Origin of the sequence: Nonomuraea sp. WAC 01424, from assembly GCF_003947315.1 — a bacterium.
GTDB classification, from domain to species: domain Bacteria; phylum Actinomycetota; class Actinomycetes; order Streptosporangiales; family Streptosporangiaceae; genus Nonomuraea; species Nonomuraea spiralis.
This window is the reverse complement of the sequence record NZ_QHHZ01000002.1, coordinates 192,658-218,672: the sequence shown is the minus strand read 5'-3', so window position 1 is coordinate 218,672 and position 26,015 is coordinate 192,658. Positions and strand designations below refer to the sequence as shown.

28 protein-coding genes are annotated in these 26,015 nt (G+C 70.3%); 16 read left to right on the top strand and 12 right to left on the bottom strand.

What is annotated here, in order from left to right; genetic code table 11:
• Window positions 1–31 precede the first annotated feature (31 nt).
• The 4 genes from DMB42_RS06340 to DMB42_RS06325 form a co-directional block, all read right to left on the bottom strand.
• On the bottom strand, window positions 32–1,582 hold the full coding sequence (locus DMB42_RS06340; RefSeq protein ID WP_125631603.1) for a glycerol-3-phosphate dehydrogenase/oxidase: 1,551 nt from the start codon (window positions 1,580–1,582) through the stop codon (window positions 32–34).
• A 15-nt stretch (window positions 1,583–1,597) separates the two neighbouring features.
• Window positions 1,598–3,055: a glycerol kinase GlpK gene (gene glpK, locus DMB42_RS06335; RefSeq protein ID WP_260477523.1), complete on the bottom strand. Its 1,458-nt coding sequence runs from the start codon at window positions 3,053–3,055 to the stop codon at window positions 1,598–1,600.
• 86 nt (window positions 3,056–3,141) lie between these two features.
• Window positions 3,142–3,903, bottom strand: a complete 762-nt coding sequence (locus DMB42_RS06330; protein ID WP_379478608.1) for an IclR family transcriptional regulator — start codon at window positions 3,901–3,903, stop codon at window positions 3,142–3,144.
• 8 nt (window positions 3,904–3,911) lie between these two features.
• Window positions 3,912–5,300, bottom strand: a complete 1,389-nt coding sequence (locus tag DMB42_RS06325; protein ID WP_221762033.1) for an MFS transporter — start codon at window positions 5,298–5,300, stop codon at window positions 3,912–3,914.
• 67 nt (window positions 5,301–5,367) lie between these two features.
• Between DMB42_RS06325 and DMB42_RS06320 the strand changes: the two genes are divergently transcribed.
• Window positions 5,368–5,988 carry a TetR/AcrR family transcriptional regulator gene (locus DMB42_RS06320; RefSeq protein WP_125631597.1) on the top strand — a complete coding sequence of 207 codons (621 nt, stop codon included), beginning with the start codon at window positions 5,368–5,370 and terminating at the stop codon, window positions 5,986–5,988.
• A 19-nt stretch (window positions 5,989–6,007) separates the two neighbouring features.
• Here DMB42_RS06320 and DMB42_RS06315 read toward each other — a convergent pair whose 3' ends face one another.
• Window positions 6,008–6,532: a hypothetical protein gene (locus DMB42_RS06315; RefSeq protein ID WP_125631595.1), complete on the bottom strand. Its 525-nt coding sequence runs from the start codon at window positions 6,530–6,532 to the stop codon at window positions 6,008–6,010.
• 121 nt (window positions 6,533–6,653) lie between these two features.
• Between DMB42_RS06315 and DMB42_RS06310 the strand changes: the two genes are divergently transcribed.
• On the top strand, window positions 6,654–7,232 hold the full coding sequence (locus DMB42_RS06310) for a YqgE/AlgH family protein (protein ID WP_125631593.1): 579 nt from the start codon (window positions 6,654–6,656) through the stop codon (window positions 7,230–7,232).
• Here DMB42_RS06310 and DMB42_RS06305 read toward each other — a convergent pair.
• A complete protein-coding gene (locus DMB42_RS06305) occupies window positions 7,229–7,849 on the bottom strand; it encodes a TetR/AcrR family transcriptional regulator (RefSeq protein WP_221762032.1) in 621 nt (206 codons plus the stop codon). The two genes, DMB42_RS06310 and DMB42_RS06305, sit on opposite strands and share 4 nt — an antisense overlap.
• 159 nt (window positions 7,850–8,008) lie before the next feature.
• On the opposite strand from DMB42_RS06305, the gene DMB42_RS06300 reads away from it, so the two are divergent.
• Entirely contained in the window at window positions 8,009–9,610 is a 1,602-nt protein-coding gene (locus tag DMB42_RS06300) for an MFS transporter (RefSeq protein WP_125631589.1), read from the top strand.
• Between the two features lie 76 nt (window positions 9,611–9,686).
• Here the strand turns inward: DMB42_RS06300 and DMB42_RS06295 are convergent, their stop codons facing one another.
• A complete protein-coding gene (locus DMB42_RS06295) occupies window positions 9,687–11,093 on the bottom strand; it encodes a cellulase family glycosylhydrolase (RefSeq protein WP_125631587.1) in 1,407 nt (468 codons plus the stop codon).
• A gap of 68 nt (window positions 11,094–11,161) precedes the next feature.
• Here DMB42_RS06295 and DMB42_RS06290 point away from each other — a divergent pair, with 68 nt between their 5' ends.
• The 7 genes from DMB42_RS06290 (at window position 11,162) to DMB42_RS06260 (ending at window position 17,593) form a co-directional block, all read left to right on the top strand.
• Window positions 11,162–11,647 (top strand): hypothetical protein, encoded by a 486-nt coding sequence (locus tag DMB42_RS06290; protein WP_125631585.1) that lies wholly within the window; start codon window positions 11,162–11,164, stop codon window positions 11,645–11,647.
• A complete protein-coding gene (locus DMB42_RS06285) occupies window positions 11,644–11,901 on the top strand; it encodes a DUF3039 domain-containing protein (RefSeq protein ID WP_125631583.1) in 258 nt (85 codons plus the stop codon). Before DMB42_RS06290 ends, DMB42_RS06285 begins: the two co-directional genes overlap by 4 nt.
• A gap of 78 nt (window positions 11,902–11,979) precedes the next feature.
• Entirely contained in the window at window positions 11,980–12,876 is an 897-nt protein-coding gene (locus DMB42_RS06280; protein ID WP_125631580.1) for a zinc metalloprotease, read from the top strand.
• Window positions 12,877–12,900: 24 nt separating this feature from the next.
• Window positions 12,901–14,289: an MFS transporter gene (locus tag DMB42_RS06275; RefSeq protein WP_125631578.1), complete on the top strand. Its 1,389-nt coding sequence runs from the start codon at window positions 12,901–12,903 to the stop codon at window positions 14,287–14,289.
• Window positions 14,290–14,378: 89 nt separating this feature from the next.
• A complete protein-coding gene (locus DMB42_RS06270) occupies window positions 14,379–15,185 on the top strand; it encodes a hypothetical protein (protein WP_125631577.1) in 807 nt (268 codons plus the stop codon).
• A gap of 124 nt (window positions 15,186–15,309) precedes the next feature.
• The gene (locus DMB42_RS06265; RefSeq protein WP_185844489.1) at window positions 15,310–17,061 is read left to right on the top strand and encodes a DEAD/DEAH box helicase; all 1,752 of its coding nucleotides are present in this window, start codon (window positions 15,310–15,312) and stop codon (window positions 17,059–17,061) included.
• A gap of 154 nt (window positions 17,062–17,215) precedes the next feature.
• A complete protein-coding gene (locus tag DMB42_RS06260) occupies window positions 17,216–17,593 on the top strand; it encodes an STAS domain-containing protein (protein ID WP_125631575.1) in 378 nt (125 codons plus the stop codon).
• On the opposite strand, the gene DMB42_RS06255 is transcribed toward DMB42_RS06260, so the two are convergent.
• The 3 genes from DMB42_RS06255 to DMB42_RS06245 form a co-directional block, all read right to left on the bottom strand.
• A complete protein-coding gene (locus tag DMB42_RS06255; protein WP_125631573.1) occupies window positions 17,590–18,102 on the bottom strand; it encodes a hypothetical protein in 513 nt (170 codons plus the stop codon). The two genes, DMB42_RS06260 and DMB42_RS06255, sit on opposite strands and share 4 nt — an antisense overlap.
• Before the next feature lie 170 nt (window positions 18,103–18,272).
• Window positions 18,273–18,842, bottom strand: a complete 570-nt coding sequence (locus DMB42_RS06250; RefSeq protein WP_125631571.1) for a nicotinamidase — start codon at window positions 18,840–18,842, stop codon at window positions 18,273–18,275.
• Window positions 18,843–18,856: 14 nt separating this feature from the next.
• Window positions 18,857–20,140, bottom strand: coding sequence for a nicotinate phosphoribosyltransferase (locus DMB42_RS06245; protein WP_125631569.1), 1,284 nt, complete (start codon window positions 20,138–20,140; stop codon window positions 18,857–18,859).
• A gap of 46 nt (window positions 20,141–20,186) precedes the next feature.
• Between DMB42_RS06245 and clpS the strand changes: the two genes are divergently transcribed.
• The 5 genes from clpS to DMB42_RS06220 all read left to right on the top strand — a co-directional run bounded on the left by clpS (window position 20,187) and on the right by DMB42_RS06220 (window position 22,789).
• Window positions 20,187–20,480, top strand: coding sequence for an ATP-dependent Clp protease adapter ClpS (gene clpS / locus DMB42_RS06240; RefSeq protein WP_125631567.1), 294 nt, complete (start codon window positions 20,187–20,189; stop codon window positions 20,478–20,480).
• A 10-nt stretch (window positions 20,481–20,490) separates the two neighbouring features.
• Window positions 20,491–21,015, top strand: coding sequence for a DUF2017 domain-containing protein (locus tag DMB42_RS06235; RefSeq protein ID WP_125631565.1), 525 nt, complete (start codon window positions 20,491–20,493; stop codon window positions 21,013–21,015).
• Between the two features lie 10 nt (window positions 21,016–21,025).
• A complete protein-coding gene (locus DMB42_RS06230; protein WP_125631563.1) occupies window positions 21,026–21,427 on the top strand; it encodes a Mov34/MPN/PAD-1 family protein in 402 nt (133 codons plus the stop codon).
• A 140-nt stretch (window positions 21,428–21,567) separates the two neighbouring features.
• Window positions 21,568–21,840, top strand: coding sequence for a MoaD/ThiS family protein (locus tag DMB42_RS06225; RefSeq protein ID WP_125631561.1), 273 nt, complete (start codon window positions 21,568–21,570; stop codon window positions 21,838–21,840).
• Window position 21,841: 1 nt separating this feature from the next.
• Complete coding sequence (locus tag DMB42_RS06220; protein ID WP_125631559.1) at window positions 21,842–22,789, top strand: PLP-dependent cysteine synthase family protein; 948 nt, start codon at window positions 21,842–21,844, stop codon at window positions 22,787–22,789.
• Between the two features lie 54 nt (window positions 22,790–22,843).
• On the opposite strand, the gene DMB42_RS06215 is transcribed toward DMB42_RS06220, so the two are convergent.
• Window positions 22,844–24,658 carry a DUF3352 domain-containing protein gene (locus DMB42_RS06215; RefSeq protein WP_125631557.1) on the bottom strand — a complete coding sequence of 605 codons (1,815 nt, stop codon included), beginning with the start codon at window positions 24,656–24,658 and terminating at the stop codon, window positions 22,844–22,846.
• Between the two features lie 85 nt (window positions 24,659–24,743).
• Window positions 24,744–25,070, bottom strand: a complete 327-nt coding sequence (locus tag DMB42_RS06210; RefSeq protein WP_125631555.1) for a hypothetical protein — start codon at window positions 25,068–25,070, stop codon at window positions 24,744–24,746.
• Between the two features lie 136 nt (window positions 25,071–25,206).
• On the opposite strand from DMB42_RS06210, the gene DMB42_RS06205 reads away from it, so the two are divergent.
• On the top strand, window positions 25,207–25,998 hold the full coding sequence (locus DMB42_RS06205) for a thioesterase family protein (protein WP_125631553.1): 792 nt from the start codon (window positions 25,207–25,209) through the stop codon (window positions 25,996–25,998).
• Window positions 25,999–26,015 lie beyond the last annotated feature (17 nt).

Below are 26,015 nucleotides of genomic sequence, written 5' to 3'. Positions count from 1 at the left end.
TTCTGAACCTGAGGAATCCGGGAGGGCGCGGTCAGCCCAGGAGCCGCTCGATCCGGGTGCGGACGTCGGGCGTGTCGAGGCCGCGCACCGTGAGCGTGGTACGGCGGCGGACGACGTCGTCCACGGTGGCCGCCCACTCGTGGTCGCGGGCGTAGACGGCCTGGGCCCAGATGTCGGGACCGTCCGGGTGGATGCGCTCGCCGAGCGAGGGGTCGTCGCGGATGAGCCGGGCCACGTCGAAGGCGATCGTGCCGTAGTGGGTGGCCAGGTTGCGGGCGACCAGCGGGTCCATGCGGGCGCCCGGCTCGCGTTCGGTCCACAGGCGCATGGCGACGGCGTCCGGGCTGGCCAGGCCGGGCAGCGGTACGGCGGGCAGGATGGCGGCCAGGTCGTCGCCGAGCGGCCTGCCGGGCAGGCGGGCCAGGGTGTCCAGGACGTGCTTGCCGATGTGCCGGTAGGTCGTCCACTTGCCGCCCGCGACCGACAACATGCCGCCCGAGCCCCTGGTCACCACGGTCTCCCGCTTGGCGGAGGCCACCCCGCCGGGGCCGCCGGGGAGCACGCGCAGCCCGGCGAAGGCGTAGGTGATGTCCTCGCGGCGCAACTGGGAGTCGCGTACGGCGTGGCCGGCCTCGTCCAGGATCTGGGTGATGTCGGCGTCGGTGGCGCGTACGGCGGCCGGGTCGCCCTCGTACGCCTCGTCGGTGGTGCCGAGCAGCAGGTGGTCCTCCCACGGGATGGCGAAGGACACGCGGTACTTGTCGATGGGCGTGGTGAGCGCGGCCTTCCACGGTTCGTGGCGGCGCATGACCAGGTGGGCGCCCTTGGACAGGCGGATGCTCGGCGCGGCGTTCGGGTCCTCCATCCGCCGCAGGTGGTCCACCCAGGGTCCGGTGGCGTTGAGCACCAGCCGGGCGTCCACGCCGAACTCGGTGCCGTCGAGGCGGTCGCGCAGTTCGGCGCCCGTCACGTTGGCGCCCGTCTTGCGCAGCCCGACGACCTCGGCGTGGTTGAGCACGACCGCGCCCGCGTCCACGGCGGCCCGGACGGTCATGACGGCGACGCGGCTGTCGTTCATCTGGTGGTCGCCGTAGACGGCGGCGGCGCGCAGGCCCTCGCTGCGCAGCGCGGGGACGCGGGCCATGGCCTGGTGGGGCGTGATGACCTTGCCCATGCCGTCGCCGAACACCGACAGCGCCGAGTACAGGAAGACGCCGGCGCCGAGCTTGGCCGCGCCGTGCGGGCCGCCCTTGTAGATCGGCACCAGGAAGGTGAGCGGTTTGACCAGGTGGGGCGCGATGTCGGCGGCCAGGGCACGGCGTTCGCGATGGTTCTCGGCGACCAGCTTGACGTTGCCGGTCTGCAGGTAGCGCAGGCCGCCGTGGACCAGCTTGGACGACGCGCTGGAGGTGGCCCCGGCGAAGTCGCCCGCCTCGACCATCGCCACCCGCAGCCCGGCCTGCGCGGCCATCCAGGTGACGGACGTGCCGAGGATGCCGCCGCCGATCACCAGCAGGTCGTAGGTGGCGCGGGAGAGTTCGTCTCGGATCTCGGACCGGTCGGCGCCGATGGCGATGTTCATGAACGTGCTCCAGTCCTACTGTTCGACCCAGTCAAGGGTGCGGGCCACGGCCTTCTTCCAATTGCGGTACTCCCGCGCGCGGACCTGATCGTCGATCTCCGGCCGCCACTCCGACGCCTTGTGCCAGTTGGCGCGCAGGCTGTCGAGGTCGGGCCAGTAACCGGTGGCCAGGCCGGCGGCGTACGCGGCGCCGAGCGCGGTGGTCTCGGCGACCATCGGCCTGATCACGGGGACGGCCAGTACGTCGGCCAGCGTCTGCATGAGCAGGTTGTCGGCCGTCATGCCGCCGTCGGCGCGCAGCGTGGTCAGGTCGAGCCCGGAGTCGGCGTTCATCGCGTCGACGACCTCGCGGGTCTGCCAGGCGGTGGCCTCCAGGACCGCCCGCGCGATGTGGCCCTTGGTGACGAATCCGGTCAGACCGGCGATCACGCCGCGGGCGTCGGAACGCCAGTGGGGCGCGAATAGCCCCGAGAACGCCGGGACGAAGTAGCAGCCGCCGTTGTCGTCGACGCTCTTGGCCAGCGTCTCGATCTCGGCGGCGCTGGAGATCAGGCCCAGGTTGTCGCGCAGCCACTGCACCAGCGAGCCGGTGACGGCGATCGCGCCTTCGAGCGCGTACGTGGCCGGGCCGTCGCCGATCTGGTAGCCGACGGTGGTGAGCAGGCCGTGCCGGGAGACGACGGGCTCCTGACCGGTGTTCATCAGCAGGAAGCTGCCCGAGCCGTAGGTGCTCTTGGTCTCGCCGGGTTCGAAGCAGGTCTGGCCGAACAGCGCCGCCTGCTGGTCGTCGAGCGCGGAGGCCACCGGCACGCCGGCCGCCGTGTGGCCGTAGACCTCGGCCGACGGGCGGATCTCCGGCAACATCGCGCGCGGCACGCCGAGGGCGGCGAGCAGGTCGTCGTCCCAGCTCAGCGTGTGGATGTTCATCAGCATCGTGCGGCTGGCGTTGGTCACGTCGGTCAGGTGGCGGCCGGTCAGGTTCCACAGCAGCCAGCTGTCCATGGTGCCGAACAGCACCTCGCCGCGCTCGGCCCGCTCCCGCAGCTCGTACGTGTCGAGCAGCCAGCGGATCTTCGGCCCGGAGAAGTACGTGGTCAGCGGCAGCCCCGCCCGCTCCTTGAACAGCCCCTCGTGCTCGGCCAGCGTACGGGTGAGCGCGTCGGTGCGGGTGTCCTGCCACACGATCGCGGGGCAGACGGGACGCCCGGTCTGCCGGTCCCAGAGGACGGTGGTCTCGCGCTGGTTGGTGATGCCCAGCGCGGCGATGTCGAGCCCCTCGGTGGCCTCGGCCATGACGGTCTGGACGGCCTGCCAGATCTCCGCGGCGTCGTGCTCGACCCAGCCCGGCTTGGGGAAGATCTGGCGGTGCTCCCGCTGGGCGACGGTGACGATGTTGCCGGCCTGGTCGAAGACGATGCACCGGCTGGACGTGGTGCCCTGGTCGATGGCTGCGATGTAGTGCGGTCGAGGCACGAGGTTCCTCGCTTGAGAGTCGGGGTTCGACATTGTCGAACGATGTGAGCGATGGTACGTGTTCGCCCCGGTGTTGTTCAACCGGTTCACCTGGCCAGATCCCGGCTGATCGCGCGGGCGGCGTCGCGGACGTAGGAGACGTACTCCATGGTCAGGGCCCCGCCGGCGGTCAGTCGTTCGACCGCGCCGCGGATGCCGATGGCCCCGACGACGATGCCGCGCGGGTCCTTGATCGGGGCCGCGATGGCGACCTCGCCCTCGGTCAGCTCCTCCATCTCGGCCGCCCACCCCCGCGTGCGGACCTGCTCCAGGTCCTCCTCCAGCTTGGCGGCGTCGACCAGCGTCCGGTCGGTGTAGGCGGTCAGCGGCGGCGCGAGCGACTCGCCGTAGGGGTCGTAGGCGAGCAGCACCTTGCCGAGCGCGCTGGCGTGCGTCGGCAGGTAGGTGCCCACCTGGAGGGTCTGCATGCTGTCGTCCGGGCGGAACACGTGATGGATGACCAGCACGTGGCCCTCGTGCAGGGTGCCGATCCAGGCGCTCTCCCTGCTCCGCCCGGCCAGGGCGTCGGCCCAGTTGATCGAGCGGGTGCGCAGCTCGTTGACGTCGAGGTAGCTGCTGCCCAGGTGGAGCAGCGTGGCCCCGAGCCGGTACTTGCCGGTCGCCGCGTCCTGCTCGACGAAGCCGACGCGGACCAGCGTGCGCAGGATGCCGTGGAGTGTGCCCTTGGGCAGGCCCAGCGCCCTGGCCAGCTCGGCCACGCCGAGCTGGCGGGGACCGGAGGCGAGCAGCCGCAGGATCGCGGCGGCCCGCTCGACCGATTGAATCGTCTCTCCCACGGCGGCAACCATAGCGCAGATCAGTTCGACATTGCCGAACGCTTCCGGGGAATCAGTGCTCCGGCGAACGTGAGGGCCACGTTGACGAGCACCGCCACGATCACACCCTGGAGTACGGTCCCCATGGCCGCGGTGGCCACGGCGCTCATGACCGGGATGCCCATGGTGATGCCGACCTGCTGCGTCATCGTGGCCAGGCCGGTCGCCAGACCCTGCTCGGAGTCCGGCAGCCCGGACGTCGCCGTCACCATGAACCCGACGATCGCCACCATGTTCCCGATCCCGCCCGCGAAGGTGGCGGCCAGCAGCAGCCAGATCCAACCCGGGCCGGTGCCGAGCAGGGCCAGCGAGGCCGTGGCGACGGCCTGGAGGCCGAACCCGGCGGCGAGGGCCCGTCCTGTGCCGAGCCGGCCGATGACCCGGGGCGCGAGCACGCCGCCGAGCACGGTCCCGAGCCCCAGCACGCCGAACGCCAGCCCGGTGGCCAGGGCCGAGTAGCCGAGCACCTTCTGCAGGTAGAGGGTCATCAGGAAGACGAGGGACGTCTCCGTGGCGAAGGCGATCAGCCCGGCCAGGTTGCCCCAGGTGACATTGGGCCTGGCCAGGATCGTGACCGGCACCAGGGGAGCGGCGGCGCGGCGCTCGACGTACCAGAAGGCGATCAGCAGCGCGGCGCCGGCGGCGAGCGCGCCGAGGCTGAGGGCGTCGGCGAAGCCGTGCTCGCTGGCCCTGGTCAGGCCGAAGACCAGCGCGAGCAGACCGGCGGTGACGGCCGCCGCGCCGGGCAGGTCCATCCTGGGCCGCTCGGCCGGGCGGCTCTCCTTCAGTACGGCGGGCGCGGCGAGGAGCACGGCCAGCGCGACGGGCACGTTGACGAAGAACGCCCACCGCCAGCTCAGCAACTCGGTCAGCAGCCCGCCCAGCACCGCGCCCGAGGTGAACCCGGCCGACATCAGCGCGCCGTTCAGCCCGAGCGCCTTGGCCCGCAGCGGGCCCTCGGGGAACGACGTGGTCAGCAGCGCGAGCCCGGCGGGGTTGACGATGGCCGTGGCCAGGCCCTGGGCGACCCTGGCGACCAGCAGCAGGCCCGGGGAGGTCGCCAGCCCGCCGGCCAGCGAGGACACCCCGAGCAGGGCCATGCCGATCAGGAACAGCCTGCGCCGCCCGAACAGGTCGGCGATCCTGCCGAACAACAACGTGAACCCGGCCGCGGCCAGTGCGAACGCGGTCGCCACCCATTGCAGCTCGGCCAGTGCGAAACCGAGGCCCGAACCGATGACCGGCAGTGCCACGTTCAGAATGGAGAAGTCCACGGCGAGCATGAACTGGGACCCCAGCAAGAGCACCAGCACCAGCCGCTGCGCGGACGTCATCCGATCGGATCGGGGCCGGTCGGCGAGTACGGTCATGTCATCTCCCTAATGGGACAGCTGTTCCGTTAAGATGTGCCATGACGATAACAGGGAAGGAGCGTTAATGGAACAAGAGTCCCGTTTAGCGGGGACTGTGCGGCCGGGGGGCCGCACCGCGCGCGTGCGCGCGGCCGTGCTGGAGGCCACTCAGGACGAGCTGGTCGAGCACGGCTTCCATGGGCTGACCATGGATCAGGTGGCGGCCAGGGCCGGCGTGGGCAAGACCACGGTCTACCGGCGCTGGGGGAGCAGGGCCGGGCTGGTCACGGACCTCATGATCGAGCTGGCCGAGCAGTCGTCACCGCACGCCGACACGGGATCCATCGAGGACGACCTGCTGGCCAACGCCATGGCTGTCGTGGGTGCGGTCACCGACCACCGGCTCGGGGCGACGTTCCAGGCGGTGATCGCGGCGGGCACCTCGGACGCGCAGGCCGTCCAGGCGTTACAGGCCTTCTATCTGCGGCGGATCGAGGAATGGGCCAAGGTGGTCGATCTCGCCGTGAAGCGGGGTGAGCTGCCCGAGGGCACCGACGGGATGGAGGTGATCCGGGCGATCTCGGCCCCGCTCTACTACCGTCTCCTGGTCACCAAGGAGCCGGTGGACCAGGGGGTCGCCAGGAGCGCGGCGCTGCGCACGCTGGCGGCGGCGCGGGCGGGCGCGTTCGTCCCGCTGCCCGCCTAGCGCGTCACGGGGGGCGGGATCACAGGGGGCCGTCGGGGACCGAACGGGGCCAGATTGAGCCGTACCACCACATGATCCCGCCCATCACCACGAGCCCTCCCGCCGTGGCGAGCTTGCCCAGCAGGTCGGAGGGCGGCCCGGTGTACGGCAGCCGCCCGTGCCCCCGTCCCCACGCGCAGTCGTTGCGCACCCGCGTGGAGTCGATGAGTGTGTCGGGACGGGCCTCACTGACCGAGTACGCCTCGATCTCGCGGGCGGAGCCGCGGTTCACCTTGACCGTCCTGATCACCTTCTTGCGGGCCGGGATCGAGCCGGTCGCCACGCTGGCCGAGTCGACCCGCAGGTCGAACCGGGCGAGCTGGCGGGTCTGGTTGCGCAACGTCACCCGTACGGACCCCGAGTGGCACGCGAGCTGGTCGGTCGTCATCGTGAACGGGTCGCCCTGGTCTGGAGTCGGCAGCGGCCACGCCTCCGCGGACGTCGGGAGCAGCAGGACCGCGCCCACGGGAAGGGCGGCCAGGACGAGGCGTGTACCGATGCGCATGTGCTCCTCCCGAGCCCCCGCAAGCGTGATCATTGCTACAGATCGTGCCCATAAGAGCACAGAAAGTAACATGACTGAGCCGGGGGAGCGGAATGCCCGTCGCACCCTTCATGATGGAGGTATGGCGGAAGCGATCTACGTCGGCGGTTTGTTGGTGGCGACGCCGCTTCTCGACGACCCCAACTTCCGGCGTAGCGTCGTGCTCATCCTGGAACACGACCTCGACGGGGGCACGCTCGGCGTGGTCCTCAACCGGCCGAGCGACATCTCGGTCACGCAGGTGCTGCCGGTGTGGGACCCGCTGGTGACCGGGCCGCCGGTGTTGTTCGAGGGCGGGCCCGTACAGACCGACAGTGCGCTCGCGCTGGCGGCGGTCCCGAGCGGGCAGGAGCCGCTCGGGTGGCGCAGGCTCCACGCGGGCACCCCGGCCGTCTCCCGGCTGGGCACGGTCGACCTCGACGCGCCCCCCGAGATCCTCCAGGGCGAGATCGCGCAGATGCGGATCTTCGCCGGATACGCCGGATGGACCTCCGGCCAGCTGGAGAGCGAGATCGCCGAGGGCGCCTGGTACGTCGTCGACTCCGAGGCCGGCGACACCTTCCACGGCGACCCCGGCTCGCTCTGGCGGCACGTGCTGCGGCGTCAGCCGGGCGAGCTCGCCTTCGTGGCGACCTGCCCCGACGACCCCACGATGAACTAGCTCGCCGGGCGGGTGTCCCAGCCGGGCCGCAGCGACGCCTCGGCCAGCGCGACCGCGTCGGAGATGCGCTGCTTGATCTCCGGCATCGTGGTCTCCCTGCGGGGGCACTCGAAGCCGATGCGCATGGTCGACATCGCGAACGCCACGATCAGGTACGTCAGCTGATCGTCCTCGGGGGCGACACCCCTGCGGGCGGCGACGGCCTCGGCCAGGCGGAGTTCGGTCACGCTGCCCCGGGCCACGGACTGGCCCACCAGGTGCGGATACTTGTCGAAGAGTTTCCGGAGCTTCAGGAACCTCTCGGTGTCCTCCGGCGTTGACCCGTGCATGTCGTCCAGCATGGCCCGCAGGCCGTGCATGAGCGACGTGAACGGGGGCTCGTCCTCCGGACGGCCGGCGAAGGTCTCCAGGAGGATCTCCTCGCCGTGGTCGTGGAACCACAGGACGAGATGGTCCTTGCCGGTGAAGTAGCGGAAGAACGTACGGGGAGACACTTCGACCACCCCCGCGATCTGCTCGATCGTGGTGGACTCGTATCCTTGTTCGAGGAAAAGATCAAGCGCCGCGTCCAGGAGTGCGACGCGCGTCTTCTCCTTCTTGCGTTCCCGTAGACCCACAGCGGACACTCCCTCGCCACCTATCTGTCACAGTGTGCCAGAAGTCATACGGTGACTATCTAAAACCGTTTGTCATAAGTCATTGCCTGACATAGATTACCTGAGGCTTACGAGATCTATGCCGCTTTGTGGGGCGGTACGTGTAACTGAGGGGGACTTATGGCTAACGCGAAGGCGGTCGCCGAACCGTCGTCGCCCAGCCTCGGTAAGACGGGGACTGGTGGCGGAAACCCATGGCTGGTGCTGCTGGCGGTCAGCCTCGGCGTCATCATGGTGATGTTGGACGGCACGGTGGTGGGCATCGCCAACCCGGTCATCCAGGTGGAGTTGAAGGCGTCGCTGTCCGACCTGCAGTGGGTGACCAGCGGTTATCTGCTCGCGCTGGCCGTGTTCCTGATCACCGCGGGCAAGCTCGGTGACCTGTTCGGCCACAAGCGCGTCTTCTTGATCGGTGTGACCGGCTTCGCCCTGTCCTCGGTGGGCATCGGCCTCAGCCAGGAACTGGCCGACGTCATCCCCGGCGTCTCGCCGGTCGGCGCGCTGATCGGCCTGCGGGTGCTGCAGGGCCTGTTCGGCGCCCTGCTCCAGCCGGCCGCCCTCGCCCTGCTGCGTGGCGCCTTCCCCGGTGAGAGGCTGAACCAGGCGATGGGCGCATGGGGTGCGATCATCGGCCTGTCCAGCGCCGCCGGCCCGATCGTGGGCGGCGTGCTGGTGGAGAAGGTGAGCTGGGAGACGGTCTTCTTCATCAACGCCCCGGTGGGCATCGTGGCGCTGATCATGGGCATCTTCCTGATCAAGGAGAACCGCGCCGTCCAGACGTTCGGCAGGATCGACTGGCTCGGCGTGTTGCTGCTGTCCGGCGCGATGTTCTCGCTGGTCTGGACGATCATCAAGGCCCCCGAGTGGGGCTGGGGCGACGCGACGACGCTGACCTTCATCGGCGCGTTCGTGGTGCTCATCGCCCTGTTCATCGTCTGGCAGAGCAAGGCCAAGCAGCCGCTGGTCCCGCTGTCCCTGTTCAAGAACGTCTCGATCTCGATCGGCACCCTGCTGATGATGATGGTCGCGTTCGCGATGTTCGGCGCGATGTTCTTCCTGGGCTTCTTCTTCCAGGGTGTGCACGGCCTGTCCCCGCTTGAGGCGGGTCTGCGGATGTTGCCGATGAGCGCGGGCATGATCGTGGCCTCGCCGCTGGCCGGCATGGCGATCGGCAAGCTCGGCCCGAAGATCACGATGGCCGCGGGTCTGCTGATCACCGCGTGCTCGATGTTCCTCATGTCGCGTCTCAGCATCGACGCCTCGTTCATCGAGAGCGGCCTGCCGTTCGTGTTGCTGGCCTTCGGCCTCTCGCCGGTGTTCGTGGGCGCCACCGAGATCATCGTCGGCAACGCGCCGGTCGAGCTGAGCGGTGTCGCGGGTGGCGTGCAGCAGTCGGCCATGCAGGTCGGTGGTGCGCTCGGCACCGCGATCCTGGGCGCCGTGATGGCCGGCGAGATCGCCGACAAGCTGCCCGGCTACCTCGGCCCGGCGGCGCAGGGCGTCCCGCCGGAGCAGCTCACGCTGCTGGAGAAGGCCGCCGCGTTCGGTATGGCGCCTCCCGGGCTGCCGGAGGTGGTCACGAACGCCGTGCACAACTCGTTCATGGACGGCATGCACCTCGCCTTCCTGGTCAGCACCGGTGTCGCGGTGCTGACGGCCCTGCTGACGATGTTCGTCAAGGCAGGCCGCAAGACCGAGGGCGCGCCGGTCCACGTCGGCTGACCGCGCGCCGCAGGAACGGCCCCCGCCAGTGCGGCGGGGGCCGTTCCGCTATTTGGTGGTCACGGTGAGGATGACGCTATTTGGGGGTCACGGTGAGGATGACGCGGCCGGAGGTCTTGGTCGTGACCGTCAGGATGCGCCGGGCGGCGTTCCAGACGGCCGTGCCGCCGTCCACCTGGGCGCCGTTCGGGAAGCCGCGCTCGGGCACGTAGATCTCGGTGGGGCCGGTCTCGTTGGCGTCGAAGGCCACCTGGAGGCGGTTCTCGCCGTACGTCACGCTGACCGGGACGCCGCCGATCGCCCTCGGGTACGCCCTGACGTACACGCCCGGCAGCGGAGTGGCCTTCCCCTTCGCGTCGTACGGCCCCCAGGCGTCGGCGTCCCGCGACCAGTACGCCATCCCCGTCCCTGCCTGGTCGCTCAACCCTTGGACCTTCTTGACCAGGTCGGACGCGCCGGGCCTGGTCATGTCCAGCCCGAACTCGCCCAGCAGGACCGGCGCCCGCATCCGCTCGGCCGTCCGCGCGATGTTCTCCCGCCACCAGCCGAGCGTGCGGTCGGTCCACTCCTTGGAGTCCGCGGCGTAGTCGTCGCCGAGGTCCAGGGGCAGCGGATAGAGGTGCGGGGCGAAGGCGATGCGCGGCGGGCCGCCGCGCGGGTCGTCGAAGCGCGGCAGCGCCGACGGCAGACCCCAGTTCACGCCCACGGCCTGCGGCTCCAGGAAGATCCAGCCGTCGGGGTCGACCTCCCTGATCCGGGCGATGGTCTTGCGGTAGAGGGTGGCGAGGGGGCCGGTCTCGAACGCCGCGCCCTGCACCGAGCCGCCCCAAGGCTCGTTCATCAGGTCGTACCCGAGAACGCCCGGCACGTCCTTGAAGCGGGCCGCGACCGCCGCCCACGCCTTGGCGTAGCGGTCCATCAGGTCGGGGTGGTCGCCGGTGGTGTTCCAGAAGTGGTCGAAGGCCCGGATGACGCCGGGCTCCAGGTAGTACATCTCCCAGGTGAACTGCTCGGTGGCCACCGGCAGGCCGTCGGTGTGGGTGGCCCAGGCCGGCGCGCCGTTGCCGGCGACGCCGGTGGGGGTGATGGCGTTGCCCCACAGGTCCTGGTGCATGTCGAGCATGACCTGGTAGCCGCGGTCGGAGTACCACCGCACCCGCTCAGCCACCTTGTCCAGATATTTCATGTCATAGGTGCCGGGGGAAGGCTCCACGGCCCGCCACTGGATGAGGAAACGCACGAAGTTCGTGCCCATGTCCCGGTACTCGCGGTCGATGTCGTCCGGGGTCAGCTCCGGCAGCGCGTCCGGGGCGCCCTTGGCGCTGCCGGCCGTGTTGAAGCCGTGCAGGATCAGCGCCCGGCCCTGGTCGTCGGTGACGTAGCGGGGGGCGGACGGGGGAGCGTCCCTGGTCCCGGCGGCGACGGCGCCTCCGGCCAGCAGGACGAGCACGGCTGCCGTCGCGAGCAACCTGGCACGCTTCATCTGATCTCCGCGGGTGCCGGGAAATGGGGTCTTCCATCAGAATCATGGACGCGGCTAGCCTGCCGAACATGAGCCTTGTTCGCAATAGCCTGCCGGCGATCGTCGCCTTCGTGATCGTCCTGGCGTTCGGTCTGTTCGGCGCGGCCCTGGTCACCAGGGTCGGCTACCTGGCCGTGCCGTCCGCGATCGGAGGGCCGTACGCGTTGCCGGGGCTGCGTGTCGTACCCCTCGGCGAGACGACGTGGCTCCTCACGCTGGCCGACACCGTGCTGGCGCTCGCGCTGGTCGGCGCGGTGGCGTCCGCGCGCGGCGGATTCTGGCGCACCTGGGGCGCCTTCCTGGTCGCCGCGATCGTGGTGAACCTGCTGCGCGCGGCCCTGCTCGCCATGGTGGCGCAGGCCGGCCTCGGCGCCTACCTCGGCTATCTCGGGGGTGGCCTGCTCACGGGGCTGATCTGGGGAATCGTGCTCGGCTGGATTCCGGGCCTCGCCGCGCTGCCACGCCGGCGCGGAACGCGGGACCGGTCGCCGGCGGGCATAAAATCGATGGGGTGAGCACGAAGATCCTCCCCGAGCAGGAGACCACTCCGCGCACCTCGCACGGCGACGGCGACCACGAGCGCTTCGCCCACTACGCGGACAAGCACAAGATCACCGAGAGCATGGTGACGGGCACGCCCATCCGTGCCCTGTGCGGCAAGATCTGGGTCCCCAGCCGGGACCCGAAGAAATACCCGGTCTGCCCGGAGTGCAAGGAGATCTACGAGGGTCTCCCGTCGGGCGGCGGTGGCGGCGACGACAAGCAGTGAGTGTTGCTGAAGGCCAATCCCTCCGGGTGGGGCTACGGTCGGTAATCTGACCAGCCCACACCGTCACGGGGGGATCGCATGGCCCGGCGCGCGTCCGCCGTCTCGTTGGCATGCCTGCTGGCGGCCGGGCTCGTCCCGCCGCTCAGGCTCGATGTCGCGCGGGTATCCGGTTGCCTACCGGCCGCTGCGCGCCTGGCCCGGGCCGTGCCGGGCGCGACGGGCGCGCGTTCGCCGCGCCCCGAAGACGTCGCCAAGGTCATGGGCGAGCTCAAGAGCAGGCTGCGCGGTGTCGCCGTGCCCGTCCGGATCACCGTGCCGACCAGGGTGATCCTCCTCACCGACGGCCGGCGCAGGGTTTCCGACCAGGCCGTCAGGGCCCAGCTCGACGTGCTCAACACCGCCTACTCCGGCGGTTACGGCGGCGTCGACACCGGCGTGCGCTTCAAGCTGGAGTCGGTCTCGGTCAAGGAGAACGCCTCCTGGTTCACCGACCCCGTCGGCGCCGAGAAGGCCATGAAGACCCGCCTGCACCAGGGCGGCGCCCAGACGCTCAACCTCTACATCGCCCAGCTCAGCGAGCTCATGCTCGGCTTCGCCGCCTACCCCTACTGGTACGCGGGCGCCCCCGCCCTCGCCGGCGTCGTGATCGACTGGCGTACGCTGCCGGGCGGCGCGATGACCAACTACAACAAGGGCTTCACCGGCGTCCACGAGATCGGCCACTGGCTCGGCCTGTTCCACACGTTCGAGAACGGCTGCGACGTCCCCGGCGACGGCATCGCCGACACGGCGCCCGAGGGCGGCGCGACCGAGGGTTGCCCCGAGAGCAAGGACACCTGCCCCGGCGCCGCCTCCGACCCGATGCACAACTACATGGACTACACCCATGACCGGTGCATGTCGGAGTTCTCCCAGGGCCAGGCCGAGCGCATGCACGAGATGTGGGCCGCGTACCGCCGCGCGACAGATGTCTAGTTTCCGCACATTTACGATGTGTAGGTGACAGCACCGAAGGCAATCGACACTCCCGACACCGAACCCCGGATCCTGGGGCCCGAATTCCGTACGGCCACGTTGGGCATCGTCCTCGTGGTCACCCTGATCGCCTTCGAGGGGATGTCGGTCGGCGTCGTCATGCCGGAGGTCTCGAAGGACCTCGACGCGCTCAACCTCTACGGCATCAGCTTCTCCGCCTTCCTCATCGCCAGCCTGTTCGCCAACGTGGTGGCCGGGCTCTGGTCCGACCGGCGCGGATACCCGCTGCCGTTCCTGGCCGGGGTGGTGCTGTTCGTCGCCGGGATGGCGCTGGCCGGCACGGCCGACGCCAAGGAGCTGTTCCTGGTGGCGCGGGCCGTCCAGGGGCTCGGGGCCGGTGCCTCGATCGTGGCGCTGTACGTGATGATCGCGCGGGTCTACCCGGCGGCCGTACGGCCCAAGGTCTTCGCGGCCCTGTCGGCCGCCTGGGTCGTGCCCTCGATGGTCGGGCCCGCGGTGGCGGGGTTCGTCGCCGAGCAGTGGGGCTGGCGCTACGTCTTCTACGGCATCATCCCGCTGGTGATCCCCGCGCTGGTCATGCTCGTCCCGGCCCTCCGGATGGCCACCTCCGAGCCGGACGCGGAGCCCTCGCGCGGGCCGCGTTCGCAGCCGCTGGCGATGACGCTGGCCGCCACCGCCGCGGCCGGCGGCGCGGGCGTGCTGCTGTGGGGCGTGGACGAGCTGCACAAGCAGCCCGTGATCGGCGTCGCCGCCACCCTCGCCGGGCTGGGCTTCCTCGTCTACGGCCTGCATCGGCTGCTGCCGGTGCGCGCGCTGCGGTTCGGGCGCGGGCTGCCGACGACCGTGCTGCTGCGCGGCTTCTTCTCCGCGGCCTTCTTCGGCGTGAACTCCTTCATCCCGCTGGTGCTCCAGTCGGTCAAGTTCTTCGACGCCAGGACCGCGGGGATCGCGCTGACCACGGGCGCGCTCGGCTGGTCCACGGGGTCGTTCCTGCAGAGCAGGCGGACCGCCGAGCCGCACCGGCGGATCAGGCTCGGGGCGGCGTGCGTCACGGTCGGCATCGTGATCGCGCTGTTCGCGGCGCTGCCCTCGGTGAACGGGTGGATCGCGGTGCCGGCGTGGATCGTGGCCGGGTTCGGCATGGGCCTCGGCATGACCACGGTCAGCGTCACCGCGCTCAAGCAGTCGCCGGTCAGCGAGCAGGGCGCCAACTCGGCGGCGCTGTCGGTCACCGACATGCTGGGCTCCGCGCTGACCGTCGGCCTGGGCGGCGCGGTGATCAACTTCATCGGGCACGAACCCTCCCAGATCGCCGCCGGGTTCGTGGTGATCTCGGTGATGATGGCGCTCATCGGTCTCGCCACCACGTTCCTGGCCGCCCGTACGCGCTGACCGTGCGATTCTGCCCCTCCCGCCACAGCGATCACGGATCGCCAGATCTTCGTCCCGAGGAGTGATAGGACAGCGGACGAGGAGGTGTCATGGAGGACGATCACCAGGTCTGGCCCCCCGCTTCCGGGCCCAGGCACCGCCGCCCCCCTCCCCACGACTCGGAGGACGACTCCGACGAGGACGAGGAGGCCCCCTGGCCGCCGCGCCGGGGGCGCGACCCGTACGAGCGGGAGACGGCCTGGAACCCGCGGATCCGCAGGACCGTCCCGATCGACCCACCGGCCCCCTCCGAGGCGCTGCCGCCCTCCGCCCGGCTCTACGGCACCCCCGCCGACCCCGGGCCCCTGGAACAGGCACCGAGCCGCGTACGGCGCTGGCCCGGCGTCCTGGTCGCACTGGTGGCGGCGGCGGGGCTGGTCGCGGGGACGCGGGCGCTGGCGCCCCGGCTCACCGCGCCGCCGCCCGAGCCCGAACGGCTGAGCGACGCCGCGGCGGGCGTGTCGCTGCTGCTGCCGCCCGGCTGGAGCCCCGGGACGGTCCCGCCGGTCACCGGGTTCACGTCGGCCGCCAGGGACGGGAACGGCGCGCTGGTCATGGCCATGGGGGTCCCCGGCCCCGTGACGAACGCGAAGAAGACCACGGGCGAGGCCGCCGAGCTGTACTCCAGGCTGCTGCTCAAGGGCGACAAGGTCACGGTCGTCGAGGACCGCGACATCCCCCAGGGGCACACCAGGGCGCTGCGGGCCGAGTACCAGGACGTCGTCAACCGGCCCGCCTTCCTGCGCGTGATGCTTCTCACTCGCGCGGGGCGCGCGGTGCTGCTCGTGGGCCTGCTCCAGCCCGAGGCGACCGGCGGAAGACAGGCGCTCGACGCGGTGATGACGAGCTTCAGATAAGCCACATAGCACGTAGGGAAGACCTTGGCCAGAATCCTCGGTGCACGGCACGTCTTGTCGGTGAGCCCGATTACCCTTGGGTCACTGTGAGAGAGCGAAGCACACGAACCCCAGAGGTGATGCGGTGAGCACCTTCGCCGCGTCCCACCTTTCGCCTTCCTATCCAGACCGCGCCGCGTGGGGCACCGCGCCCAAGCTGCGCGCCTGGCAGCAGCAGGCGTTCGACCTGTACTTCAGGCGCGAGCCGCGTGACTTCCTCACCGTGGCCACCCCCGGCGCGGGCAAGACGACCTACGCCCTGCGCATCGCCAGCGAGCTGCTGGCCAACGGGGTGATCCGGGCCGTCACCATCGTCACGCCCACCGAGCACCTCAAGCGCCAGTGGGCCGACGCCGCCGCCCGGGTCGGCATCGGCATCGACCCGGAGTTCAAGAACAGCCAGGGCACCACCTCGCGCGACTACACCGGGGTGGCGGTGACGTACGCGCAGGTCGCGATGCATCCCGCCCTCCACCGGGCGCGCACCGAGGCCCGCAAGACGCTGGTCATCTTCGACGAGATCCACCACGCGGGCGACGCCAAGTCGTGGGGCGACGGCGTGCGCGAGGCGTTCGAGCCGGCCACCCGCAGGCTCCAGCTCACCGGCACGCCGTTCAGGTCCGACGACAACCCGATCCCGTTCGTCGACTACGAGGAGGACGCCGAGGGCGCCAAGCGCAGCGTCTCCGACTACTCCTACGGCTACGGGCCCGCGCTCGACGACGGCGTCGTCCGTCCCGTGATCTTCCTCGCCTACTCCGGCGAGATGAAGTGGCGCACCCGCGCGGGCGACGAGATCGCCGCCACGCTCGGCACCCCGCTCACCAAGGACCAGCTCTCCCAGGCGTGGCGGGCCGCGCTCGACCCCAAGGGCGACTGGATCCGCCAGGTCATGCAGGCCGCCGACCGCCGGCTGACCGAGATCCGCCGGGGTGTGCCCGACGCGGGCGGCCTGGTCATCGCCACCGACCACGAGACCGCCCGCGCCTACGCCCGCCACCTGCGCAACATCACCGGCGAGGGCGCGACGGTGGTCCTGTCCGACGACCCGGGGGCGTCCAAGAAGATCAAGCACTTCGGGAGCTCCCCGGACCGGTGGTTGGTCGCCGTCCGCATGGTCTCCGAGGGCGTCGACATCCCGCGCCTGTGCGTGGGCGTCTACGCCACCTCGATCTCGACCCCGCTCTTCTTCGCCCAGGCCGTGGGCCGGTTCGTCCGCGCCCGCAAGCGCGGCGAGACGGCCTCGGTCTTCCTCCCCTCGGTGCCCACCCTCATGGGGCTGGCCAACGAGATGGAGGTCGAGCGCGACCACGTGCTCAACCGGAAACCTCCGGAGGACGGCCTCGACGACAGCCTGCTGGAGCAGGCCAACCGCCAGAAGGACAACCCCGACGTCCTGGGCGACGAGCTGCCGTTCGAGACGATGGAGACCTCGGCCACGTTCGACCGGGTGCTCTTCGACGGCGGCGAGTTCGGCACCGGCGCGGAGATCGGCTCGGCCGAGGAGGAGGACTTCCTCGGGCTGCCCGGCCTCCTGGAGCCCGACCAGGTGGCCACCCTGCTGCGCAAGCGCCAGTCCGACCAGCAGGCCAAGCGCCGGCAGAGCCCCGCCGAGCAGCCCAAGGAGACCCTGGCGCCCCACGAGCAGATCGCCGAGCTGCGGCGCGAGCTCAACGGCCTGGTGGGCGCCTGGAACCACCGCACCGGTCAACCCCACGGGGTCATCCACGCCGAGCTGCGGCGCACGTGCGGCGGGCCCCCGATCGCGCAGGCCACGTCCGAGCAGATCCAGGAACGCATCGACGCCATCCGCCGCTGGGCCACCCAGCGACGCTAGCCGCGCCCCCTCGCCGGCCCGCCTCGGGCCGGCGAAGGGACCCGCAGGGGGACCCTGCGCATTTGGACACAGAGCAGTGACCTTCCGTTAGAACCTCAGCCAGAACGGCAAGAACCCTCTTGGCTGTCTCGGGATCAGCAGAAGGATCTAGCCCATGTCGTCTGAGGCCCCTGGAACGTCGACCCTCACCGTCTCGTCCGGCCTCTCCCGAAACGCCATCATCATCCGGCTCGAAGGGGAGCTCGACGTCTACGCGCTTCCGGTGCTCCGGGAGCACATGCACCACATCTGGGAGCTGCCCGCCAAGCCGTTCCTGATCCTGGATCTCGGCGAGGTCGCCTTCTGCGACTCGATGGGCCTGAACGAGCTCGTCGAGGTCATGCAGCGGTGCGAGTCGAGGGGCACCAGGCTGCTGCTCGGCGGGGTGCACGGGGTGATGGCGCGGGTGTTGTCGATCACCGGGCTGCGGCACGCGTTCGAGGTGTTCACCAGGTTCGACGACGCCCTGCGGCTGGCGGTGGCCACACTCTAGAGGCTCGCGGGGGCCGGGATCCTCTTGCCCGAGCGCCCGTCGACCGGGATGTAGCGCCTGCCGGCCGGCAGCGGGACCGTCAGCGCGGCCCGTCCGCCCTTCACACGTACGGGAAGGGTGCGCACGCCCTCGTGGTCGCCGCTCAGCGGGCCCTCGTGCACCCACACCAGCAGCCTGCGGCCCTCGGTACGCGAGATCACCTTGGCCGTCGCGCACTCGCGCGGCGCGGCCGACCACGACAACACGAGCTGCCGGCCGACCGTGGCCCACTGGGGGATCGGCGTACGCTCGTCGCAGGCGGGCAGCGCGGGCGCCGGCGGCATGTCGTGGGCCACGACCACGGGACCGTGATCGGGACGTACGGCCTGGCCCATCGCGATCGTCGCGCCCTCCAGCAGCACCAGCGTCACGACGGCCCCCACCCGCGCCCCCGGACGACCCTTGACGAGCACCCAGAGGGCGAGAGGGGCGAGGAGCAGCCAGGCGACGCCCAGGGAGATGGCAAGCATGAGTAACCTCGCACGAGAATGAAGAGATATGACTCTACGTACTACTTCGGCTGCGGAGAGGTTAGGTCATCCTTGAATATCACATGACCACAGGGTTGCGCACTGTGTACCGTGCGTGATCATTGTGGGCATGGCGAAGCCGCCCGGCGCCCGTCGTGCCGGGGCCGGGGTCAGCCCTCCTTGGGGGCGCCCTTCAGCGTGACGCCGGCGGCCTCCATCTGAGCCATGGCCGACTCGGTGGTCGTCCGGTCGACGCCCGCGGTCAGGTCGAGCAGCACGCGCACGGCCAGCCCGTTGGCCACGGCGTCGAGCGCGGTCGCGCGTACGCAGTGGTCGGTGGCGATGCCCACCACGTCGACCTCGTTCACCCCGCGCTCGGCCAGCCATTCGGCCAGCGGGGCGCCGTCGCCCGAGGCGCCCTGGAAACCGCTGTACGCGGCCGCGTGAGCGCCCTTGCTGAAGACCTCCTCCACCTCCGACACGTCGAAGGAGGGGTGGAAGTCGGCGCCGGGGGTGCCGGCCACGCAGTGGGCGGGCCAGGTCGTGGCGAAGTCGGGGTCGGCCGAGAAGTGGTCGCCGGGGTCGACGTGGTAGTCACGGGTGGCCACGACGTGGTCGTAGCCGTGGTCGCTCAGGTGGCGGGTGATCGCCGCCGCGACCTCGGAGCCGCCCGCGACGGGCAGGCTTCCACCCTCGCAGAAGTCGTTCTGCACATCGATGATGATCAGCGCGGTGCCCATAAGAGCACGATACGTCAGGCGAACTCCGTGGGGATCGCCGCGTACCCCCTTCCGAGGTGCAGCGCCTCCTGGGGGAGCAGTGCGATGGCCTCGGCGTGGCGGTCGCGGGCGGCGGACAGGGGCTCCCGGCCGATCACCTCGCCGTCGCGCACCAGCTCGTGCAGCAGGGGGATGCCGCCCTCGGGGACGATGCCGCCGGTGGTGATCAGCTCGGTCTCCACGTGCCCATGGGGGTCGAACAGCCGGTACGCCTCCTTGCGCCCACCGCGCGACGGCTTGCCGACCGAGCGCTTGGCCACGGCCTCCAGCCGGCCCGTCGCCGTCTCCCGCGCCACCAGCTTGTAGACCAGGGCCGCCGTGGGGACGCCGGAGCCGGTCACGAGGGAGGTGCCGACGCCGTAGCCGTCCACGGGGGCGGCGGCGAGCGCGGCGATGGCGTACTCGTCGAGGTCGGAGGTGACCACGATCCGGGTGTCGAAGGCGCCGAGCGAGTCGAGCAGCTCGCGGACCTCCTGCGCGGCGGCGGCCAGGTCGCCGGAGTCGATGCGGACCGCGCCTAGTTTGTTGCCGGCCAGCTCGACCGCCGTACGCACCGCCTGCTCCACGTCGTACGTGTCCACCAGCAACGTCGTCCCCGCGCCGAGGGTGGCGATCTGGGCCTCGAACGCGTCCCGCTCGGAGTCGTGCAGCAGCGTGAACGCGTGCGCGGCGGTGCCCGCCGTGGGGACCCCGTACAGGTGGCCGGCCATGAGGTTGGAGGTGGAGGCGAACCCGGCGATGTAGGCGGCGCGGGCGGCGGCCAGCGCCGCGTACTCGTGCGTGCGCCGCGAGCCCATCTCGATGAGCGGACGTTTCCCGGCGGCGTTGGACATGCGGGAGGCGGCCGAGGCGATCGCGCAGTCGTGGTTGAGGATCGACAGCGTCAGCGTCTCCAGCAGCACGGCCTCGGCGAAGGTGCCCTCCACGATCATGATCGGGGAGGCGGGGAAGTAGAGGTCGCCCTCGCGGTAGCCGTAGACGTTCCCGGAAAACCGGTAATCGGCGAGAAACGCCAGAGTCGATTCGTCGACCACCTCCTGCTCGCGGAGAAAGGTGAGTTCTTCGTCACCGAAACGGAAGCGTTCGAGCTCGTCCAGGACGCGGCCGGTACCGGCCACGACGCCGTAGCGGCGGCCGCCGGGCAGGTGCCGGGCGAACACCTCGAAGACCGCGCGCCGGTGCGCGGCACCGCTGCGCAGCGCCGCCTGGAGCATCGTCAGCTCATAGTGATCTGTGAGCAACGCAGTGCTCATGGTCATTCTCACGACTCGAAGACTACGACCCAGATAGGGCAGACTCGGGGATGTGGGTAGCACCGCTCCAATCACCGTCGAGCGTCCGTCATCGGACGTCCGGCCCGATTTGCCATGGGTGACCATCGTCTGGAACGACCCGGTCAACCTCATGTCCTACGTGACTTACGTCTTCCAAACCGTCTTCGGCTACAGCAAGGAGAAGGCCGAGAAACTCATGATGGACGTGCACCACAAGGGCAAGGCGGTCGTGTCCAGTGGCACGCGCGAAGAGATGGAACGCGATGTGCAGATTCTCCACTCCTACGGCCTGTGGGCGACGGTCCAGCCGGATTCGGTCAAGTGAGGCGGCGGCGGTGAGTTCGGGGTTCTCGGCCGGGCACAAGGGCTCGGTCATCGCGCGGTTCGAGGCCGCGGAGGTCTCGTTGTTGCGCTCGCTGGTCTCGATGTTGCTCGGCCTGGTGACGCCGGGGGAGACGAGCGACGACCCGCTGGAGCGGGCGCTCGGCATCGGGGCGGCCCAGGCTCCGACCGATCCGGTGCTGGCCCGGCTGTTCCCCTCGGCGTACGAAGACGAGCAGGAAGCCTCGGAGTTCCGCCGCTACACCGAGGCCACGCTGCGCGACGGCAAGCGCGCCGACGCCCAGACCGTCCTGGACACCGCGCGCTCGGGCCGTGCCGAGCTGACGCCCGAGCAGGCTCAGTCGTGGCTGCGCTCGCTCAACGACGTACGCCTGACGCTCGGCACCAAGCTCGACGTGACCGAGGAGATCCACGACGAGATCGCGACGATGTCCGAGGACGACCCCCGCTACCCGGCCTACGTCACCTACGACTGGCTGACCTACCTCCAAGACAGCCTGGTCCGGGCCCTCTGGTAGCTTCCGGGGCATGCTCACGATCTCTCAAGAACTGGTGGACAAGATCGTCGCCCATGCGCGGGCCGACCACCCGGACGAGGCGTGCGGCGTGATCGCGGGGAGGAACGGCGTTCCCGAACGGTTCATCCCCATGGAGAACGCCGAGCGTTCGCCGACCTTCTACCGTTTCGACTCGATGGAGCAGTTCCGCGTCTGGCGGGAGATGGACGACCGCGACGAGGAGCCCGTCGTGATCTACCACTCCCACACCGCCACCGAGGCGTACCCGTCGCGCACCGACGTGTCCTACGCCTCCGAGCCGCAGGCCCACTACGTCCTGGTCTCGACCAAGGACGCGGACGACGTCGAGTTCCGCTCGTACCGGATCCTCGACGGGGTGATCGAGGAGGAAGAGGTAAGATTCCTCCCATGATGGTCCGGCCGGTGCAGAGCTACCTCTTCGCGCACACCCCGGCCGTCGTCGTCTACGACTGTCGCTGATCTGGAATCCGCACCCATCCCCCGGTGTTGCCGCCGAGGGGACGACGACCAGAACAGAGGAGACTGACCGCGATGGCCATCGAGGTTCGCATTCCCACCATCCTGCGCAACTACACCGACGGCGCCAAGGCCGTCGACGCCGAGGGCGCCACCCTCGACGAGCTGATCAGCAACCTGGAGTCCCGCCACCCCGGCATCAAGGACCGCCTGATCGACCAGGGCAGCCTGCGCCGCTTCGTCAACGTCTACCTCAACGACGAGGACGTGCGCTTCCTCGGCGGCCTCGGCACGCCGGTGTCCGACGGCGACACGGTGACCGTGCTGCCCGCCGTCGCCGGCGGGTGACATGCGGTTCGACTCGCTGATCGACTCGGTCGGGCGCACGCCGCTCGTCGGGCTGCCCCGGCTGTCGCCCTCGCCCGAGGTGCGCGTCTGGGCCAAGCTCGAGGACCGCAACCCGACCGGGTCGATCAAGGACCGGCCGGCGTTGTGGATGATCGAGCAGGCCGAGAAGGACGGCCTGCTCACTCCCGGCTGCACGATCCTGGAGCCCACCAGCGGCAACACCGGCATCTCCCTCGCGATGTCGGCCAAGCTCAAGGGCTACAAGCTGATCTGCGTGATGCCGGAGAACACCTCCGAGGAACGCCGCCAGCTCCTGCGCATGTGGGGCGCGGAGATCATCTCCTCGCCCGCCGCGGGCGGCTCCAACGAGGCCGTGCGCGTGGCCAAGGGCCTGGCCGCCGACAACCCGTCCTGGGTGATGCTCTACCAGTACGGAAACCCGGCCAACTGGCGTTCCCACTACGAGACCACCGGCCCGGAGATCCTGGCGGACCTGCCCACGGTCACCCACTTCGTGGCCGGGCTCGGCACCACGGGCACGCTCATGGGCGTCGGCCGGTTCCTGCGCGAGCACGTGCCCGGCGTGCGGATCGTCGCCGCCGAGCCGCGCTACGGCGAGCTGGTCTACGGCCTGCGCAACGTCGACGAGGGCTTCATCCCCGAGCTCTACGACGAGTCCGTGCTGACCACCCGCTTCTCCGTGGGCTCGGCCGACGCGCTGCGGCGTACCCGCGAGCTGCTGGCGGCGGAGGGCATCTTCGCCGGGGTCTCGACCGGCGCCGCGCTGCACGCCGCGCTGGGCGTGGCCAGGAAGGCGGTCAAGGACGGCGAGCGGGCCGACGTCGTCTTCGTGGTGGCCGACGGCGGCTGGAAGTACCTGTCCACGGGCGCGTACGAGGGCACTCTGGAGGAGGCCGAGGAGCGCCTCGAAGGGCAGCTCTGGGCCTAGGAGCCGAAAACGCGGAAGGGGCGGCCGGTCCGGCCGCCCCTTCCGCGTTTTCGGTCAGTTGAACAGGACCCGCAGCGAGAAGTTCGCCTCGGTGTCGCTCTGCTTGCCGCTCAGGCCGACGGCCCGCAGGACCTGCGCGTTGGCCTTGTCGTCGCCCTCCAGGCCCTGAAGGTAGAGCTTCTCGACCTTGTCGAGGTCCACGAAGAGCGCGAAGGTCGCCTCGTCGGCGTCCGGGATGGCGGTCTGGAACGTCTCGGAGTCGCCCAGCGTGCCCTCCTCGGCCAGCTTCTTGGCGTACTCCTCGCTGGTCGCCGCCGTGAAGACGCCGTCACCGGGGACCTTGGCGATCTGCGGCGCGGGCTGGCCGCTGGCGGCCATCGCCTTCTCGATCTTGTCGACGACCGCCTGCGCCTTGGCCGGGTCGGTGGCGACGCGCACGCCGGCCTTGATCTGGTCGGCGTCCAGGCCCTGGCTGTCCAGGGCGACGGTGAAGTTCTTGCCGAGCACGGTGGCCAGGTCGCCGGGCAGGTCGAGGCCGAACTTGCTCTTGGCCTGCTCGAAGAGCTGCTGGACCTCGGCCCCGCCGCTGGCCGTGGCCGACTTCTGGATCTCGGCCCACTGCTTGGTGATCATCTGGTCCAGGCCGGAGATCGACAGGGCGCCGGCGGTCGTGGCGGGCAGCGTGCCGAGTCCGGCGGCCTGGAGGTCGCCCGTGGTCAGGCCCTTGGCGCCCCTGACCTGGCCGGCCAGCTCGACGTAGGCGCTGTCGAAGCGCAGCGCGCCGGCGAACCGGGCGTCCTTGATGGGCTCGATGCCGGCCGCCTGCTCGGCGGGGATGGGCGCGAGCTTCGCGACCCCGCCCATGTCCGCCCAGAACGACAGCACGCCCTGCTCGCCGACGGCGCTCATGTCGTCGGTGAACTCGCTGTTCTCGGCGAGAGTGGCCTCGCCCTTGGCGAACTTGTCGGCCAGCGCTTGGGTCGAGGACAGCAGCGCGTAGTCCTCGCGGAAGGCGATGCCGTACTTGTCGCCGTCCATGAGCTTGGCGATGCCCGCCTTGGCCTGCGCCTGGTCCTTGACCTGGACGGCGACCGCGATGTCGGGCTCGGCCTTGCCGGAGGGCACGGCGGCGAAGCCGACCCGGCTGCCCAGCCAGGGGTCGATGTCCTTGGCGAAGTCGACCTTCTTCTCGCCGCTCTCGTTGACCAGGTTGAACAGGGCCTGGCGCGGGTCCTCGCCGGTGAAGGAGCCCTTGGTGACCGTGAACTTCCTGGCGAGCTGGAACAGCGCCACCTTCTGGTTCGCGGCCGGGTCGAGGTCGAGGCGGGCGTAGGCGATCGCGTTCGCGGGCAGCACCTCGGTCGGCTGCGTGCCGCCGCCGCCGATCGCGCCCACGGCCCACACCGCGCCGCCGCCGAGCAGCACCACGGCGAGCGCCGCGGCGCCGGCGATCAGCCAGCCCTTGCGGCTGCCCTTCTTCGCCGGTTGCGGCGGGCCGAAGCCCTCGGGGCCCTGCTGCTGCCAGCCCTGCTGGGCGTACTGGTCCTGCTGCTGCCAACCCTGCTGTTGCTGCTGCTGGGCGTACTGGTCCTGTTGCGGCCAGCTCTGCTGTTGCCAGTTCTGCTGGGGCTGCCCGCCGTGCGGGGCGCCGTAGGCGGGCTGCTGTCCGTACGCGGCCTGGGAGTTGTAAGCCGGCTGCTGCCCGTACGAAGCCTCCTGGCCCGGCTGCGGGACCTGCTGGCCGTAGGGCTGCTGGTACGACTGCTGCGGCGGGTACGGCTGCTGCGGCTCCTGCGGCTGCTCCCAGCCTCCTCGGTACGCCGTGGTGCGCTCAGGATCCTGGCCAGGTGGGGGATTATTCGCAGACATCACTCAACTCACAATGTGGACTTTTGACCACAGAGAAGGTAGCTGATGTTGCTAGATGGCCGCTTGCAATGTGCTGAAGACGAAATTAGACCCTGTTTAGCTCTTTTTTCAGCACATCGAGGTGAACTTCGCCAGTTGTCCACTCTGACACGCAGGCCCACGGCACGAACGTGCAACCGGCGTACACCGTCCGCGCCAGCGTCCTGGACAGCCAGGGGGAGCGGCCCTGGCGGTCGCGCGTGAGCCCGAGCAGGACCGGCGCGCGCCGTCCCGAGACGACCAGCCCGTAGACCGTGTGGCTCTGCTGGAGCTCGCCCTTGTGCTTCTGGACGCGGATGTCGACGACGTGACCGACCCACACCCCGTTGGAGTCCCACACCGACTGGCCGATGAGTTCGGCGACGCTTGCCATGATCGAACTGTTCCATCCGGAGGACGTTTCCGCAGGTAGGCGCGCTGATACCGGAACGGCGTGGTGCGAACGGCGCAGCCCCGCGTAAAGTGGGGGGACTACTAGAATATAGTTCCGTAAGGTGAGGCAGGGCGGGATGACCAAGTTCGACGAGGCCACACAGGCGATCCGGATCGACGAGACCACCTACGACGTGTGCCTCGACCCCGGATACTGCATCGGCGCCCCGCTCAACGGCGGCTACCTGATGGCCGTGGTCCTGCGCGCCGCGGTGGACGCCTCGCCGTTCGAGCATCCGGTGAGCACCACCTCGCAGTTCCTCAGGTCGCCGGTCCCCGGGCCCGCCCAGGTCAGAGTGGAACAGCTCAAGGCGGGCCGGACGGCCGCGTTCGCCAGGGCCACGCTGGTCCAGAACGGCGTGCCGCAGATCGAGAGCCTGATCACCACCGCCACCCTGGCCGGCGCCGACCCCGTCTACACCGACGCGCCCTCGGTCGTGATGCCGCTGGTCGAGGAGTGCGTCAAGCTCCCCGACCCCAAGCCCGAGAACAACATGACCCTCAACGCCCAGCTCGACCTGCGCTTCGACCCGCCCACCATCGCGTGGCTGACCGGCGGGCCGACGGGTCGGCCGGAGTCCCGGGCGTACTTCCGGATGGCCGAGCCGCAGGACGCCGACCCGTACGTGCTGGCGCTGGCCGTGGACGTGCTGCCGCCGGTGGTGTTCCTGGCCGGCGCCCGCGGATGGGCGCCCACCGTGGACCTCACCTGGCACCTGCGCGCGCTGCCCGCCCCCGGCTGGCTCACCCTGATCGGCAGCGGCCGGCTCATCACGGACGGCTGGTTCGACGAAGAGGTCGAGGTGTGGGACTCCGCCGGCCGCCTGGTCGCCCAGTCACGCCAGCTCGCCAGGGTCGGCAGGGGCTGATCGGAAGGGGCGATCGG